At 73.0% G+C, this 15955-nt stretch carries 11 protein-coding genes; 10 read left to right on the plus strand and 1 reads right to left on the minus strand.

What is annotated here, in order from left to right; translation table 11 throughout:
• Window positions 1-113 precede the first annotated feature (113 nt).
• The 6 genes from AC559T_RS02670 to AC559T_RS02695 all read left to right on the plus strand — a co-directional run bounded on the left by AC559T_RS02670 (window position 114) and on the right by AC559T_RS02695 (window position 9438).
• Window positions 114-3146, plus strand: a complete 3033-nt coding sequence (locus AC559T_RS02670; RefSeq protein ID WP_498867617.1) for a MinD/ParA family ATP-binding protein — start codon at window positions 114-116, stop codon at window positions 3144-3146.
• A complete protein-coding gene (locus tag AC559T_RS02675; RefSeq protein WP_071064984.1) occupies window positions 3143-3580 on the plus strand; it encodes a DUF6112 family protein in 438 nt (145 codons plus the stop codon). Before AC559T_RS02670 ends, AC559T_RS02675 begins: the two co-directional genes overlap by 4 nt.
• 72 nt (window positions 3581-3652) lie before the next feature.
• Window positions 3653-4426: a DUF8175 domain-containg protein gene (locus AC559T_RS02680; RefSeq protein WP_498867618.1), complete on the plus strand. Its 774-nt coding sequence runs from the start codon at window positions 3653-3655 to the stop codon at window positions 4424-4426.
• A gap of 128 nt (window positions 4427-4554) precedes the next feature.
• Window positions 4555-5862, plus strand: coding sequence for a TrbL/VirB6 family protein (locus AC559T_RS02685; RefSeq protein WP_112104887.1), 1308 nt, complete (start codon window positions 4555-4557; stop codon window positions 5860-5862).
• A gap of 7 nt (window positions 5863-5869) precedes the next feature.
• Window positions 5870-7372: an SCO6880 family protein gene (locus tag AC559T_RS02690; RefSeq protein WP_248829318.1), complete on the plus strand. Its 1503-nt coding sequence runs from the start codon at window positions 5870-5872 to the stop codon at window positions 7370-7372.
• The gene (locus AC559T_RS02695) at window positions 7369-9438 is read left to right on the plus strand and encodes a putative type IV secretion/conjugal transfer ATPase (protein ID WP_498867619.1); all 2070 of its coding nucleotides are present in this window, start codon (window positions 7369-7371) and stop codon (window positions 9436-9438) included. The genes AC559T_RS02690 and AC559T_RS02695 overlap by 4 nt, the downstream gene beginning before the upstream one ends.
• 103 nt (window positions 9439-9541) lie before the next feature.
• Here AC559T_RS02695 and AC559T_RS02700 read toward each other — a convergent pair whose 3' ends face one another.
• Entirely contained in the window at window positions 9542-10333 is a 792-nt protein-coding gene (locus AC559T_RS02700) for a nuclease-related domain-containing protein (RefSeq protein ID WP_020464673.1), read from the minus strand.
• A gap of 604 nt (window positions 10334-10937) precedes the next feature.
• Here AC559T_RS02700 and egtA point away from each other — a divergent pair.
• The 4 genes from egtA to AC559T_RS02720 are packed head-to-tail and all read left to right on the plus strand — an operon-like array spanning window position 10938 to window position 15898.
• Window positions 10938-12341, plus strand: a complete 1404-nt coding sequence (gene egtA, locus AC559T_RS02705) for an ergothioneine biosynthesis glutamate--cysteine ligase EgtA (RefSeq protein WP_498867620.1) — start codon at window positions 10938-10940, stop codon at window positions 12339-12341.
• Window positions 12323-13879 carry an ergothioneine biosynthesis protein EgtB gene (egtB, locus tag AC559T_RS02710; RefSeq protein WP_498867621.1) on the plus strand — a complete coding sequence of 519 codons (1557 nt, stop codon included), beginning with the start codon at window positions 12323-12325 and terminating at the stop codon, window positions 13877-13879. Before egtA ends, egtB begins: the two co-directional genes overlap by 19 nt.
• Before the next feature lie 53 nt (window positions 13880-13932).
• The gene (gene egtC / locus AC559T_RS02715) at window positions 13933-14676 is read left to right on the plus strand and encodes an ergothioneine biosynthesis protein EgtC (protein WP_368952572.1); all 744 of its coding nucleotides are present in this window, start codon (window positions 13933-13935) and stop codon (window positions 14674-14676) included.
• A 43-nt stretch (window positions 14677-14719) separates the two neighbouring features.
• Window positions 14720-15898, plus strand: coding sequence for an L-histidine N(alpha)-methyltransferase (locus AC559T_RS02720; RefSeq protein ID WP_498867622.1), 1179 nt, complete (start codon window positions 14720-14722; stop codon window positions 15896-15898).
• Window positions 15899-15955: the final 57 nt, after the last annotated feature.

Genomic DNA, 15955 nt, shown 5'->3' on the forward strand with positions numbered 1-15955 from the left:
CCGACGATGGTGACGGATCGTGGCAGGACCAAGCGTTCCATCTAGAGGATGCGGTGTCCGGCGACCCGCCCCCCGCAGGCCGGTCCGGCATATCGGGATCAGGCCGGACGGGCATGACCCGCGGCACCGCCCCGGAGCCGCGCGAGCCCGGGCAGCGTCGGGGGCGGCGCCTGCCGCGCACGCCGCCGGCAGCCGGGCCCGTCCCGCCGAGGTCGTCTGTTCCGCCCGGCACGCCCGTTCCGCCCGGCGACGCTGCCCGCGGCGGCCGCGCCGTGCCGCCCCGTTCGCCGCGCCCCGAATCGCCCAGGGCCGCTGACCAGGCACGGCGGTTCGACGCGGGCGCCGCGGCGGCGGTCGACTCGCCCGACGGCTCCCTCGACGGCTCCGCCCCGCCGCGCCGGCCGATGCTGCGCCGGGCCGCCACACCCCGCGCCGTCCCGCCGCCGGCGCCGATGGGCCGCAAGGACCCGAGCTTCCCGCCCGCGACCTCGGCCGCGGCGGCCGCTGCGGCAGCGGCCGCCGCCGGCACGAGCACCACGGCCGCTCCGGGCACCCCCGGCGGCGCCGGAGCCACCGGGAGCCCGGGCTCGTCAGCCGGCTCGGGTGGGTACGCGGGTTCGAGCACTCCCGGTAGTGCGGCCCGTCCTGGTTCCGGCGGGTCAGGTTCCGGTGCTTCGGGTTCCGGTAGCTCGAGTGCCGGTGGTTCGGGCGCGATGCGGTCCGGTGGCGCGCGGTCCGGTGGAACCGGCCGGGCCGCCGGTTCGGCTGGGTCCGCAGCCTCGCGTTCTCAGCGTCCCGAGGCGCCGGAGGCGCCGGTCCGGCGGGCCGGCGGATCGGGCGGCACCAGCGCGCCCCCGCCCAGCCGCCGGCCGACGTCGGCCGGCCCGCGCCGTCCCGGGCGCCCGTCCGCCCTCGCGCCCAGGACCCCCGCCGCCAACCCCCCGCCGGCGGGGCCGGAGACGGGATCGACCGCATGGCCCACCCCGGCCACGGGATCGCCACAGGCGGACCACCCGGCGGCGGGTTCACCACCGGCTGGTCCCGCGTCCGGTGGCTCGTTCGGCGAGCCCACGCCGGGCATGGGGCCAGGGCCGTTCGACGCGCCCACGGGTCTGCACCCCGCCGACGCCTTCCACGCCCCGGATGCCTTCCGTTCGCCCGAGACCACCGGCGCGCCCGGAGCGCCCGACCCGCGCCACCCATCCGACGCGCAAGGGCCGTACGACCGGTCCGAGCCGCTCGCGCCCGGCGAGGCAGCTGGCTCGCCGGCCCCGGCGTGGCCCTCTCAGGGCTACGGGCAGGCCGACGTCCCGTTGGTGGATCCGTCGCCCGGTGGCCCCCCGGTGGAGCTCGGTGGTCTCCCCATGGAGCTCGGTGGTCTCCCGACGGAAAGCCGCTCGCCGAGCGGCGACCAGCCGGGCAGCGGGTCCTACTACGACCCCTGGGCCCCCCATCCGGCGCCGGATGCCGGGAACGACGAGTCAACCGGTGCTCCCGTGTGGGGCGCCGTCGACGCCTGGCAGGAGGCCGGCGAACCGGTCAGCCTCGGGGAGCCCGCCCAGCCGGGCGAGGCGGCCCCGCCCGGCGATCCCGCCAGCGGCAGCGGCCCGGCCGAGCGCACCCGGCGGGGCGCGGCGGCCGGCGAGACCGAGACCGAGACCGAGACCGACGATTCGGCCGCGGCCGGAAGCCCGTCAACAGGCGGAGCGCCGCCCGCCGACGAGGCCGCGTCCACGGACGCGGCCTGGGCTGGTCACGGCGTCGCGGCACCCGAGCGGACGTCCGACGTGCTCCCGCGGCCCTCGACCGAGCTGGTTCCCGCCGGTCACCTCCCGAGGCCGGGCACCGGCGCCGACCGCGCGCCGGCACTGACCGACCAGGGCCCAGGCCAGGGCCTGTGGCCCTGGCAGGAGCCCTGGGCCGACCTCGACGACCTCGAGCCATGGGAGGAGATCCCGCTACGGATCACTCTCTCGGACCGGGCCGCGGTGGCCCTGCCGGGCTCGTGGCGGATCGCCGTGACCTCCCTGTTCCCCTACTCCGGCACCACCACGTTGGCCGGGGTCGTCGGACTTACCCTGGCCGGTGTGCGTGCCGAGCCGGTGCTCGCGATCGATCTCTACCCCGGGGCCGCCACGCCCGGTTTCGTGCCGCCCACCTCGTCGGAGAGCGCCGAGATCGACGAGTCGCGGGGCGACAACCTGGTCGCGCGGGTCGGCAGCCGAGGCACCACCACGGTTGCGGACATCGCCCGCCGGCGCCGCTCCACCGCCAAGGCGACGCCCGACGAGCTGCGCTCGCTCGTCGGCGCGCGGCGGTCCGGCAGCGTCTTCGACCTTGACGTGCTGCCGGTCGACCGCCCGGTCGGCGACGAGGAGACCACGAACGCGCTGGTGCCGGTCGACGAGCCGATCACCCCGGCCATGCTGCGCTCCGCCCTGGGGGCGCTCGGTCACGCGTACCCGCTGATCCTGATGGACGCCCCCGCGACCGCACCGCTGACCCCGGAAGCGATCCGCGCCGCCGATGTGATCCTCCTCGTGACCCTCGCGACCGCGTCCGACCTCGAGGCCACCCTCGCTGACCTGCGCGATCCCCAGGGCTCACTCGCGGAGGTCGGCGTGAGCGCGCGGGAGCGCACCCCGTCAGGCCAGGGCCCTGGCCACCCGCCGCACGAGCGGACGGGTCCCGCGGTGATCGCGGCCGTCGTGTCGCCCCGCCGCGGCCGCCCGTCACCACGCACACGCACCGCCACGGCGCGGCTGGCCCGCCACGTCGACGGCATCGTGCGGGTCCCGTACGACCCGCGGCTCGACCCGAGCAGGGGGACGCCGGTCCGCATCCCGCGGCTGCGGTGGGCGACCAGGAGGTCCTACCTCCGGCTGGCGGCCGAGACCGTCGACGCGCTCGCCGGCATCGCCAACGCTGATGTCGGGACACCGGCCGGCGGAGAACATCCCTCCTTTCAACCGCAGTTCGAACGACCGATACGCACCGCTCCGGTGTTGCCACGCAACGCCGATACTGATCACGCAGAGGTGTCGGGCGTATCATTTGGCGACCTGCGGCACGGAAGCACACCCACGCGGGTGTCCGGGCCGGATCGTCCGGGCGGCCAACCGCCCGCAGGAAGGGAACCACGATGATCGTCGATGCAGCCGCGGCCTCGGCAGCGGCCATTCTGGCCGTGGAGGTCAACCCGGACGACTCGAAGGCGCCCGGCATCAACGCCTTGAAAGACCTGGTCAACGGACTTGCGGCCTACGCCGTGATCGCCGCCGTGGCCGCCGTGCTCCTCGGCGGAATCGCGTGGGCGCTCGGCGAGCGCATGGGCCTCGACCGCGCCTCGATGGTGGGTAAGAGCGGCGTACTGGCCGGCTTCGGCCTGGCGTTCCTGGTGGGCGCCGCCGCTGCCTTCGTCAACTTTTTCCTGGCGACGGGCGCCTCGGCATCCAACAGCACCGACGATACGAACGGCATGCGCCCACCCGCCGTGGTCCAGACTGTTGCCCCCCAGCCCGCCGAAGACGTCGTCGATGACCCCGACGTGGTCCATGAGCTGCCGTCCACAGGCTTCTAAGCGGTTCCGGGGGTATCTGGGCCCCGACATTGCGATGATGACCCTGCCGGCACGGGAGGGGAGTAGGCGTTGGTGAGCCTGGCAGAGTGGGCGATCAGGCGCCTGATCATCGTCATCGTCGCGACAGCCACGGTGAGCGCGATCGGGGCCGGAGCGCTCGGCTTCTTCATGGGACGGAATTCATCGGACGACGGTCCCAAGGCCTCGGCCGACCCGGAGCCCGTCTCCGACGTGCCCACCGAGGCGCCCCCGACCGGGACGCCTGCCGTGGTGGTGCCCCCGAGCAGCGAGGCGACCGCGGCCGGCGACAGCCCGATCGGAGCACCCACCCGGGTCAACCAGTTCGGCGTACCCGTCGGCTACCCACACACAGAAGCCGGCGCAATAAGCGCCTGCGGAAACTACATCGCGGCGACCAGCATGGCACGCAACCGCGAGCACACGAGATCACATGACTTGATTCTTTCGATCTCAGACGAAGAGACTGCAAAGAGGCTTTCCGACCTGCTCTCCGGGATCGACGCGGAGACAGCAAAAAATTTTGGCGTTCCCTCGGTAATCTCTCCACAATTCACCTTGAATCATCGAGTTATTGGATATCGTGTCAGCAATTTCAATGGCGGCGAAAGTAAAGTCGAAGTACTCTCTGCCATTGCTGCTGGAGTAAGCGGAGAAAGCCCCAATCTGCAACCCGCCATGCATTGGGGCACCGATATATGTACGATCAACTGGGACGGCTCGGATTGGAAGCTTCGTGACGTCTCAGGTGGAGTAGAAGGACACGCTATGACTGAGCGAAGCTCAGAGGCCTTCGAGCGCTTCGCTCTTTCGGGGGTGACATCATGACTGCCACTCCTACAGTGGAGATCCTGGCTGTTCCAAATCCAGTATCTGGCATTGGCGATGCAATCGCGGGCCTAGCTGGTGGTGCGGCTGACGAGTTTTTGAGTTCGGTTGGTAAAGCCTTCTGTAACATGGCGGCTGACCTGTCGTCGTCTGTCTTCAGCTTTGCGGCACAGAAGACAGCGGTCGACCTGAACGCGCAGTATGTCGTCGACAACTACAACATCGTCTTCGGCATGTCGGTGCTGATCGTCACCGGGCTCTTCCTCTGTTCCTGCACCGTGGCGGCCCTGCGGGGCGATCCGCACGTGTTCGTCCGGGCCCTCGCCACGACCGGCACGGCGATCATCGGGTCGTTCATCGCCCTGACGCTGCTGCAGATGGTCCTCGCCGCCTCGGACGGCATGGCGGATGCGTTCGGCGACAACAAGGCGCTGGGCGCCGACCTGGTCGGGCAGCTGCGACAACTACCCGAACAGGGAAATTTCGCCCTCGACCTGGTGCTGTCGCTGCTCGTGGCGATCTTCTCGTTCGCGCTGTTCGTGGTGCTCTACATCCGCAAGGTCGCGATCATCGTCGTGGCCGTGTTCATCCCGCTGTACCTGGCGGGCCAGCCGACGATGACGACGAGTGCCTGGATGAAGCGGGCCACCGAGATGCTGGTGGCGCTGATTTTTGCGAAGCCGGTGATCTACGCAATATTTGCCCTCGGGGCGGGCATCGCCCAGGATCCCAGTGGATCGGCCGTTGACCAGACGCTGAGCATTCTCAGTGGTGTCGTTGTGATGATCGCGGCGGTGTTCTCGCCGTTCATGCTGATGCACCTGCTCGGGTTCGCCGACGTCCAGCTCATGCGCGCGGTCGGATCGGCCGGGCGCCGCAGCGCCGCATCGTTCGGGCACGGAGCGGGTGCTCTGCTCGGTTCCTCGTCCCGGGAGACGTTCCGTGGGATCGGCTCGCGTCTGCAGACCCGGAACCGGGGAATGCTCGGCGACGCCGGTGCCATCGCGGGCGCCGGTGTGCCGACGGCCCGCCCGAGTGTTCGCCCGGGTCGCGGTGGCGTCGGCTCCCCGCTCGGAGTTCCGGCCCGGGCCGCCGCGGGGGCGGCTGGCGGAACCGCCGGAACCGCGGCGGTCCGCGGCGTTCGTGCCAGGGTCACCCGCTCGGGCGCGGCCCCGGCTGTGGCCGGCGGCCGCGAGGCGGCGTCCAGCGGCACGCGGGCGACCGCTTCGGTCCGGGCTACGTCCACCGCGCGGCCCCAGACAGCGCGGGCGATCACGTCAGGTGGCGGCGGCGCGGCCCGTCCGGGCACGTCAGGCGGCGGGCGCAGTACCGCGTCCGCGCCGAGCGGATCGGCGGGCGCCTCGGCCGGCAGGCCCCCGGTGACGCCGTCACCACAGCCGCGGGTCACCCCGCCGGCGCGTACCGGGGGTGGGTGAGCAGCTCATGGCCGCTGAACGCAGCTACCGCTTCGGGCCGCTGGAGCGCGGCGGTGTGCTCCTCGGCATGCGCTGGCCTCAGCTCGCGCTCCTGATCGGCGTGATGCTCTGTGTTCTGGGAGCGCTGCGTTCGCCGTTGGTATTCGTGCCCGTGTGGCTGCTGCTTGCCGCGGGGTTCGCCTTCGTCGCGTTCGTCCGGGTGGAGGATCGTAACCTCGACCAGTGGGTGCCGATCGTGTTCGGCTTCACGATGCAGAAGGTGACGGGCGAGACGGTGTTCCGTGGAGGGTTCTTCCGGCTCGGTCCCGGCGACGACCGGATCACCAGGACGGTCCTGCCAGGACCGCTGTCGAGCCTGGTCATGTTGTCGGTTCCGGTCGGTGGCAGCCGGTACGTGGCTGTCGTCAAGGACGTGAAGAAGCAGACCTACACCGCTGTCCTCCAGGTGAAGGGCAGCCAGTTCGCGCTGCTCGAGTCCGGGGACCAGCAGGCCCGGGTGGATGCCTGGGGCGAACTGCTGGCCGGTCTCACCGGTGGTGGCGGCAAGCTGTCCCGCATCCAGTGGCTGGAGCGGACGCTGCCGGACTCGGGCGACCAGCTCCAGCGGCACTGGCGGGTGCGCGGTCATCACGACGACTCGTGGGCGTCGCAGGCGTACGAGCAGGTCATCGACGCGGCCGGGCCGGTGGCGCAGCGGCACGAGACCTACCTTTCCTTCCAGCTCCGGGCGAAGGACGCCCGCCGGGCGATCCAACGCGCCGGCGGCGGCGACCAGGCCGCGTGCGCCGTCCTGCTCGGTGAGCTGCGGACGATGGAGGCGGCACTCGCCAGGGCGTCGATCAGCACCGTCGGCTGGCTGCCACCGCGGGCGCTGGCCGCGGTCATCCGCACCACCTACGACCCGTACTCGATCGAGATGATCGATGCGCGGGGTGGGGCGAGCACCGACCTCGCGGGTGGGCTGAAGGGCCTGCCGTCCGGCATCGACCCGGCGATCGCCGGCCCGGTCCGGACGGTCAACGCCTGGGACCACTACCGCACCGACTCCGGCTTCCACACCACGTACTGGATCAACGGCTGGCCTCGGGTTCCCTCACCGGCAGCCTTCCTCGCGCCGCTGCTGATGGAGACCACGTGCCGGCGCACGGTGTCGCTCGTCGTGGAGCCGCTGCCCGGCCGGAAGGCGGAGAAGGCGGTCAACCGGCGCCGGATGGCGCACCTCGGTGAGCAGCAGATGCGGGACAAGGTCGGCAAGGTCACGACCCAGCGGGATGTGGCCGAGGCCGACGAGGTCGAACGCCGTGAGCAGGAGCTGATCGCGGGCTTCGGCGCCTTCCGGTTCCACGGGTTCGTCACCGTCTCCGCCGACGACCTCGAGTCGCTCGCGGACGCCTGCGGTGAGGCCGAGACCCTGGCCTCGCGCAGCCGCCTCGAAATGGTCCGTCTCGTCGGCGAGCAGGACCAGGGCTTCAGCGTCGGCGCGCTGCCGCTCGCCGTGGGGGTTGCGTGACCTCCCGCCCGCCCGCGGTGGGGGGCGACGCCGCCTGGGGCGACCCGATCCGCTACGACGCCCCTGGTAGCGGCACCGGCGCGAGCGACGACTACCACGCGGACTACGAGTACGACGACGCCGACCAGATCGACCCGGGCCATGATCCCGGCCGCGACGCCGACGGGTTCGTTGACCTCGGCGGCAGCCCGCGCACCCGCCGCCGGGGCGCGAAGGCCGCGGCGGCGCACGACCGCCGGTCGCGGCGAGCCGAGCGGGCCGCGGCCAACGCCGAACGGGCCGCGATGCGCCGCGCGCAGGCCGCCCTGCGCCGCGGCGCGCAGCCCCCGAAGCTGCTCGGCCCGTTCGCCGGACGGGCGTATCACAAGCTGCGCCTGCCAGCCCATATGGAGACCACGGCCCAGATCGCCGGGATCTATCCGTTCGTCGTCGACTCCGGGCTCGACGCGCCCGGCATGTACATCGGCCGGCATGTCTGGTCGGGCAACTCGTTCGACTTCGATGTCTTCGAGCTCTACCGGCAGCAGGTGATCGAGAACCCGAACTTCGCGGTGTTCGGGGCCGTCGGCTCCCGCAAGTCCGCGCTGCTGAAGACGCTGATCTCGCGGGGTTCGGCCTTCGGGTACCAGGCCGCTGTCCCCTGTGACCCGAAGGGTGAGTACACCCGGCTCGCGCGCCGGCTCGGCTGCGAGCCGACATACATCGGGCCCGGCATGTCCACCCGGCTCAACCCGCTGGACGCCCCTCCGCGCCCGCGCGGCATCGCGGACGCCGACTGGGCGCGCGAGGTGAAGCGGGCGCGTTCGTCCCTGCTCTCGTCACTGATCGAGACCGCGAAGGGGGTACCGCTCACCCCGGCCGAGCACACCGCCGTCGATCTCGCGCTGGACGTCGTCACCCGGCAGATCACCGGCGCGACACCGGACCGCTGGGCCACCCCTCTGCTCCCACACGTCCTCGAGGCGATGACCGACCCGAGCGAGGAGGACTGCTCGGCGCTGCCGATGACGGCCACCGAGCTGCGCGACGCGTCCAGAGACGCGACGCTGACCCTGCGCCGGCTCACGCACGGTGCTCTCGGTGGTCTCTTCGACGGCCCGACGACGTCCCCGTTGGACTTCGACCGGCCGATCGCGGTGCTGAACCTGGAGCGGGTCCAGGGCAGCGACGAGATGATCGCGCTGATCATGACCTGTGCGCAGGCATGGATGGAAGCCGCGCTGATGCGCCAGGACGGCGTGCAGCGCTACGTGGTCTACGACGAGTGCTGGCGGCTGATGCGCTTCGCCGGGCTGGTCCGCCGGCTGTCGGCCCAGCAGAAGCTGGCGCGTCAGTGGGGCTGTGCCAACGCGATCGTGGCGCACCGCATCTCCGACCTGCTCTCCGCCTCCCCCGACTCGGTGGAGATCGCCAAGGGCCTGCTCGCCGAGACCGCGATCCGCATCCTGTACAAGCAGGCGTCCGACCAGATCTCGGACACCCAGGAGGCCCTCGGGCTCACGGACGTGGCCGCCGACCTGCTCCCCCGCCTGGACCCGGGCTACGCGCTGTGGCTGATCCAGAACCGCGCCTTCTACGTCGAGCACGTCGTCGGCGACCTGGAGATCCCGGTCGTCCTCAACGGCTCGAAGATGCACGGCGAGATCGACGACACCAACCTCGTGCCGGACGACCTGGACCCCAGCGAGCTCGACCCGCCCGAGCTCACCCCCCGCGCGTGGACCGACCCCCCGGGGCCACCGGCCTTCGTGCGGCGGGCCGCCGCCCCGGCGCTGGAGACCGGACATCCGCTGGGAGACCCGCCGCCGGGCACGCCCGCCGGCGACCGGTCCGGCCCGGGCAGCGGTCACCACGACGGTGGCTACCACGACAGTGGCTACGGGTATGGGCACGACCCGGCGGAGGAGGTCGAGGAGAACCTCGTCGCCGAGCAGCCGCGCTGGTCCGCGCCCCCGCTCGCCGGGGACGGCTTCCACCACATCCAGGTGGGCGATCCGCACATCATCGACTCGCCGCCGCACCACGGCCGCGGCGGTCGCACGAGCGGGCCCGACACCGCCGGCTGAACCCGGCTGAACCCGGCTCGACGCGCCAGCCGAAGGGCCCGGGCAGACCCGGTCGCGGCGCGACCGGGTGAGCCCGGCGCGCCGCGCCAGAGGCCTGGCGCCGTTACCGGCGCAGCAGGCCGCGCAGCCGCGAGCGGGTCGGCCACGACGGGGGCGGCCCGGCGACCTCGTAGCGAGGGAACACCCGCTCGGCGACGTCGACCAGCATCGCCACATCGATCGGGCGCAGCACCACCCCGGCCGAGAGGATGTAGTCGGCGACTCCGGCCATCGGCAGCAGCAGCACGCCGTCGACCAGGGCCAGGCCGTTCGGCACCTCGGTACGGGCGAAGGCGACGACCGACTGTGCCTCGAGCTGCCATCCGGAGGGGAGCTCGGCGACGAGTTGGCCGGTGGCCTCCTCGCCCATCCAGGCGACCAGGCCGAGCATGGCGCGCAGCGGCACCTTGCCCGCCCACACCCCGGCCGCGTTCTGCCGGATCGGCCCGCGGTGGGCGTCGGTCTCCACCACCCAGGCGCCTGACGGCCCGATGACCAGGTGGTCGATGTTGCCCGCCGAGTCGGCGAGCTGGCGGTCGTGCAGGACGGTGTAGCCCGCGCGGGTGAGGCGGTCCAGCGAGCGGGCGGTACGGCGCTCGGCCTCCGCGTCCACCCGCCAGGCCTCGATCTCCGGCGGCACGCGGTAGTGCCGGGCGGCCAGGACACCGAGCACGGCCAGCCCGGTGAGCACCGCGACCTGCGCGACCGTCCCGCCCGCGAGCCCGGCGGCACCGCACACGAGCCCCACGAGCACGGCGGCACCGATGGCGCCCGCCGCCGCAGTGATCATCACCCGTCGTGATCTGTCGCCGCGTTCGGCGGCGTACAACTGTCTTCGGCGCAGGTATTCGGCCATGGCCGACCTACCGGCCGACACGCGATCGGACGTGTCCGCGGTCACCACCTCCCGTCAGGTCTATATCGCCGCCGCGCTTCGGCGGACCGCAGGGGGGTGACTGCGAGTCTGCCGTGCCCTGGTCACCGCGCGCTACCGGGAATCTCCCCCATCAGAGTCACACTTCCATCCAATTCACAACCACAACAGCCCTGAAGCGTGGAATAACCGGAAGAACCACGGAGGTCCCATGTCCCACCTTTGGGGAAGTGGAAGCCATCACCACGGGTTGTGTCGGGTGGGCATCAGCCCACGGCGGCCCCACGAGGGGTAGCCGGGCCGCCGCCGTGGGGAGAACGCCCTCACGACAGGCGCCTTCTGAGGATCGAGGCGCCGAGAGAGGAGCCACTCGATGCCACCCTGCGTGACACCTGAGGCTTCTGGACGCCGACGACGGGGCACGACCGGCGAGGAGGCACCGGCCGCTCGACCCGAGTTGATCAGCGGGACAGATCACATAGCAGATCACACAGAGACCACTGTTCCTACTGCGGCTCCAACCGCGGTTGGAGCCGCGACTCCCATCGCCACCTTCGACGATCTCCTGCGCCTCGCCGCCCGGGACGTGACCCCCGCCGCCCCGGGCTCACCGGCTCCGGACGCGGCCACGACGAACCGGGTCGGCATCGAGACCGAGTGGTTCGTCGTCGACGTCGCGAACCCGCGCCGGCCCGTCCCCGCGGACGAGACCGCCGCGGCGTTGGAGAGCGTCCTCGCCCCCGGTGACCAGGGCCGACAACCGGACCGAGGCCGGGAGAACGGCCAGGCCCGCGACGGCGGCCCGCCGGGCACCGACTCGGCCCCGCGGCTTCCCGGCGGCAGCCGGCTCACCTTCGAGCCGGGCGGCCAGCTCGAGCTCTCGGGTCCTCCGCTGGACCTGACCGCCGCCGTGGACGCGATGCGCGCCGACCTCACGCTCGTCCGCGGCGCCCTCGCCCGGCGCAGGCTCGGCCTGGTCGGCATGGGTGTCGACCCGCTGCGGACGCCCGTCCGCCACACCACCGCCTCCCGGTACGTGGCCATGGAGCAGCACTTCCTGACCCGGGACTGCGATGACGGCCGGACGATGATGTGCTCGACCGCCTCCGTCCAGGTCAACCTGGACATCGGCACGGACACGGCGCAGGCCGTCGAGCGTTTCCGGCTCGCGCACGCGCTCGAGCCGGTACTGATCGCCATGTTCGCCGCGTCGCCGCTGGCCCACGGCCGGCAGATCTCCTGGCAGTCGGGTCGCCAGGCGGTCTGGGCCGGTATCGACGCGAGCCGCACCGGGCCGGTCCTGCCCGACCCGGCGGCGCCGGCGACGGCGTGGCTCGCCCAGGCGGGCCTGGGCGGGTGCGGCGACGCCCCCGGCGCGCCGCCCACCGGAGACGCCCAGCTGGCCTGGCTCTGGGCCCGCTACCTGCACGACGCGGACCTCATGATGGTCGGCGAGCCGGACGGGCGGTACCAGCCGGTCCGGAACCGGACGACCTTCGGGGACTGGATGGCCGGGGCGGGGCCGGTGGCACGCCCCCCGACCGCCCAGGACCTCGGCTGGCACGCGACGACGCTGTTCCCGCCCGTCCGGCCACGTGGCTGGCTGGAGCTGCGTTACCTGGACGCTCAGCCGTCCGACCTGTGGCCGGTGGCCGTCGCCGTGCCGGCGGTGCTCCTCGACGAGCCGGCCGCCGCCCGGGCCGCGCTCGCCGCGTGCCTCCCGGTCACCCGGCAGGGGCGGCTGGCGGCCCAGCTCGGCCTGCGGAACCCGGCACTGCACCGTGCGGCGGTGCGGTGCGTCGACCTGGCCCTGGACGCGCTCGCCCGGACGGACGCCGATCCCGGGCTGCGGGCCGCGGTGGAGGCATTCGCCAACCGTTACACGCGGCGGGGGCGCTCCCCGGCCGACGACCTGAACGCGCGTTTCGAGGCGCGCGGGCCGGCTGAGCTGCTGCGCGAGGAGGCGTCCCAGTGCGTTCCAGTCCCTTGACCGGCGACCCGACCACCACCCGTGGCCCCGCCGCCGCCGCGGTGGCGGCCGCCACCGGCCGGGCCGGCGCTCCCGACCCGGCAGCCCCTGCCGGCCCGACGGCCGCTCCTGCCCTCGACGCGGAGGCGCTGGCGGCGGGGTTGGCGGCGGCCCGGGACCGGTCGCTCGCCTACACCGACCTCACCGAGGACGACCTCCTGCGCCAGCACTCGCCACTGATGTCACCGCTGGTCTGGGATCTCGCGCACATCGGCAACTACGAGGAGATCTGGCTGCTGCGCGCCCTGACCGGCGCGGCCGAGCTGCGCCCCGGCCTGGGCGACGTCTACGACGCCTTCCGGCACAGCCGGGCCAGCCGGACCGCGCTGCCGCTGCTCGGCCCGGACGAGGCCCGCGCGTACCTGCGGGACGTCCGCGGGCGGGCGATGGACGTCCTGACCGGGCTGGACCCCGACCTGCTGCACGCCCCGGAGACGGCCGGCGAGGCCGCCGGACCCGAAGCCGGGAACGGGAACGGGGCCGCGAACGGGGACGGTGAGCGGGACGGCGGCGCGGCCGTCCACCGGCGTGCTCGGCTGCTGTCGGGGTCGTTCGTCTACGGCATGGTGATCCAGCACGAGCACCAGCACGACGAGACGATGCTCGCGACGCTGCAGCTGCGCGCGGGCCCGCCCGTCCTGGCCGACCCGCGGCCGGCGCCGCCATCCCCGGCCGGGCCGGTGGACGAGGCGGCCGAGGTCCTGGTGCCGGCCGGCGAGTTCACCATGGGCACGTCGACCGAGCCGTGGGCGTACGACAACGAGCGGCCGGCGCACCGGGTGTTCCTGCCCGCCTTCCGCCTCGGCCGCTACCCGGTCACCAACCGGGCCCACCTGGCGTTCATCGCGGACGGCGGCTACGCCGACGAGCGGCTCTGGTCCGCCGAGGGCTGGGCGTGGCGCTGCCAGGAGGGCCTGACGGCGCCGCTTTTCTGGTCACGCGACGGCGACGTCTGGACACGCCGCCGATTCGGGCGGGTCGAACCGGTGCCTCTCGACGAGCCCGTGCAGCACGTGTGCTGGTATGAAGCCGAGGCCCACGCCCGCTGGGCCGGACGACGGCTGCCCACGGAGGCCGAGTGGGAGAAGGCGTGTGCGCACGACCCCGTCACCGGGCGTTCACGACGGTATCCATGGGGCGACACCGACCCGACTCCCGAGCTTGCGAACCTGGGGCACCGCACTGCGCGGCCCGCACCGGTGGGCGGCAGGCCGGCCGGCGCGAGCCCGTACGGCGCCGAACAGATGATCGGGGACGTCTGGGAATGGACCGGCGGCGGGTTCACCCCTTATCCGGGCTTCGCGTCGTTCCCGTACCGGGAGTACAGCGAGGTCTTCTATCCTCGCGATGCGGCCCCGGCCCGGTTCCGGGTGCTGCGCGGCGGCTCCTGGGCGACCGATCCCAGCGCCGTCCGCTCCACGTTCCGCAACTGGGACTTTCCGATCCGACGGCAGATCTTCGCCGGGTTCCGGCTCGCCCGCGACGCCGACACCCCCTGACCCCGCCGGGGGCACGGCGCCGAGTCCCGCGCGCAGAAAGGTCACGCCTGCCCGTGTGCCGTCACCTGGCCTGGCTCGGTGCCCCGCGCACGCTCGCGGAGCTGACCCTCGACCGGCCGTCCAGCCTGCTGCGCCAGTCGTGGGCGCCCCGCCGGATGCGGCACGGGACCGTCAACGCCGACGGCTTCGGTGTCGGCTGGTACGCGCCCGGCCTGCGCCCCGAACCCGCCCGCTACCGGCGCGCGGTGCCGATGTGGACGGACGCCTCCTACAGCTCGTTCGCCGGCGCCGTGACCTCGGGATGTGTGCTTGCCGCGGTGCGCAGCGCCACCGTCGGGATGCCCGTCGAGGAGACCGCGACCGCCCCCTTCGCCGAAGGCCGGCTGCTGCTGAGCCACAACGGGCGGGTGGCCGCCGACGGCGCGCTGCGGGAGCTGGCGGCCCGGCCCGGCGCGCCGGTGCCGGACTCCCGCTGCGACTCGGCCATCGTGGCCGCCCTGCTGTGGGAGAGCGCGTCCCGGTTGCCACTGCCGCGGGCCGTGGCGGACGTCGTCCTGACGCTGGGCGGGCTGCGCGAGCCGGACGGGACGCCGTCCCGGCTGAACCTGCTGGTGACCGACGGCACGCAGCTCGTGGCGAGCACCTGGCGGGACACCCTCAGCTACCGCGAGGAGGTGGACGGGATCGTCGTCGCCAGTGAGCCAGATGATGACGAATCCGGTTGGGTCGACGTACCGGACCAATATCTCCTGGTGGCCGACACACACAAAGTTACTCTTAGTAGTTTGATCTCTTAGAACGACTACGGTGAGTCGTACGAGGCAGACGGAGGGCACCACGATGACATCGAGGACACCGGCTACCGCCCCGGAGACGATTCCCGTGCCCGGCAGGCAGCCGCATCCCGCCACGGCCACCAACGGGTCCGCCCCGTCGGGCAGGCCCGACGAACCCGCCCGAACGGACCAGGCCCCGCAGATCACCGTGGACCGCCACCTCGCCGCCACCGAACGGCACGCCTCGCTCGCCGCGGACGTGCGCGCCGGCCTGACCTCCCGCCCTCGTGAGCTGCCACCCAAGTGGTTCTACGACGCCACCGGCAGCCTGCTGTTCGACCGGATCACCCGCCTGCCCGAGTACTACCCGACCCGCCGCGAGCACGCGGTGCTCACCGCGCACGCCGCCGAGATCGCCGCCGTCTGCCCGGCCGGCACCCTCATCGAGCTCGGCTCCGGCACCTCGGAGAAGACCCGCCTGCTCCTCGACGCGCTGCGCGCCACCGGGGTGCTACGCCGCTTCGTCCCCTTCGACGTGGACGAGGAGACCCTGCTCCAGGCCGGACAGGACATCCTGCGGGCGTATCCGGGAATCTCGGTGCACGCGGTGGTCGGGGATTTCGAGCGCCACCTCGGCCTTCTCCCCGGCGCCCGGCCCGCCGCGGATACGGGCGCGGCGGCGGGCGCCGGCGCTGCCGGTGCTGATGGCGGCCACGGTGAAGGCCGCGGCGACCGGCGGCTTGTGGCCTTCCTCGGCGGAACCATCGGCAACCTGCGGCCCGCGGCGCGCGCCGCCTTCCTGCGCGCCCTGAGCGACCAGTTCGCCGACGGCGACGCCCTGCTCCTCGGCGCCGACCTGGTGAAGGACCCGCGACGCCTCGTCGCGGCCTACGACGACAGCGCCGGCGTGACAGCCGCCTTCAACCGCAACGTTCTCTCGGTGATCAACCGGGAGCTGGGGGCCGACTTCGACCTGCGCGGGTTCGCCCACGTCGCCGCCTGGGACGCGGAGAACTCCTGGATCGAGATGCGCCTGCGCAGCGTCCGCGAGCAGGAGGTCGGGGTCCGCGCCCTGGATCTGGTCGCCCGCTTCGACGCCGACGAGCAGATGCGCACCGAGATCAGCGCCAAGTTCACTCTCGACTCGATCGCCGCCGAGCTGGCCGCGGCCGGACTCTCCGTCAGCCACCAGTGGACGGACCCGGACGGCGACTTCGCCCTGACCCTGGCCGTCCCCTCCTGATCCGACCGGGCCGACCGGGCCGAGGCGCGGCGCGGCGCGGCGGCCGGAGCCTGCGCG

The organism is Frankia sp. Hr75.2 (genome assembly GCF_949319125.1).
GTDB classification, from domain to species: domain Bacteria; phylum Actinomycetota; class Actinomycetes; order Frankiales; family Frankiaceae; genus Parafrankia; species Parafrankia soli.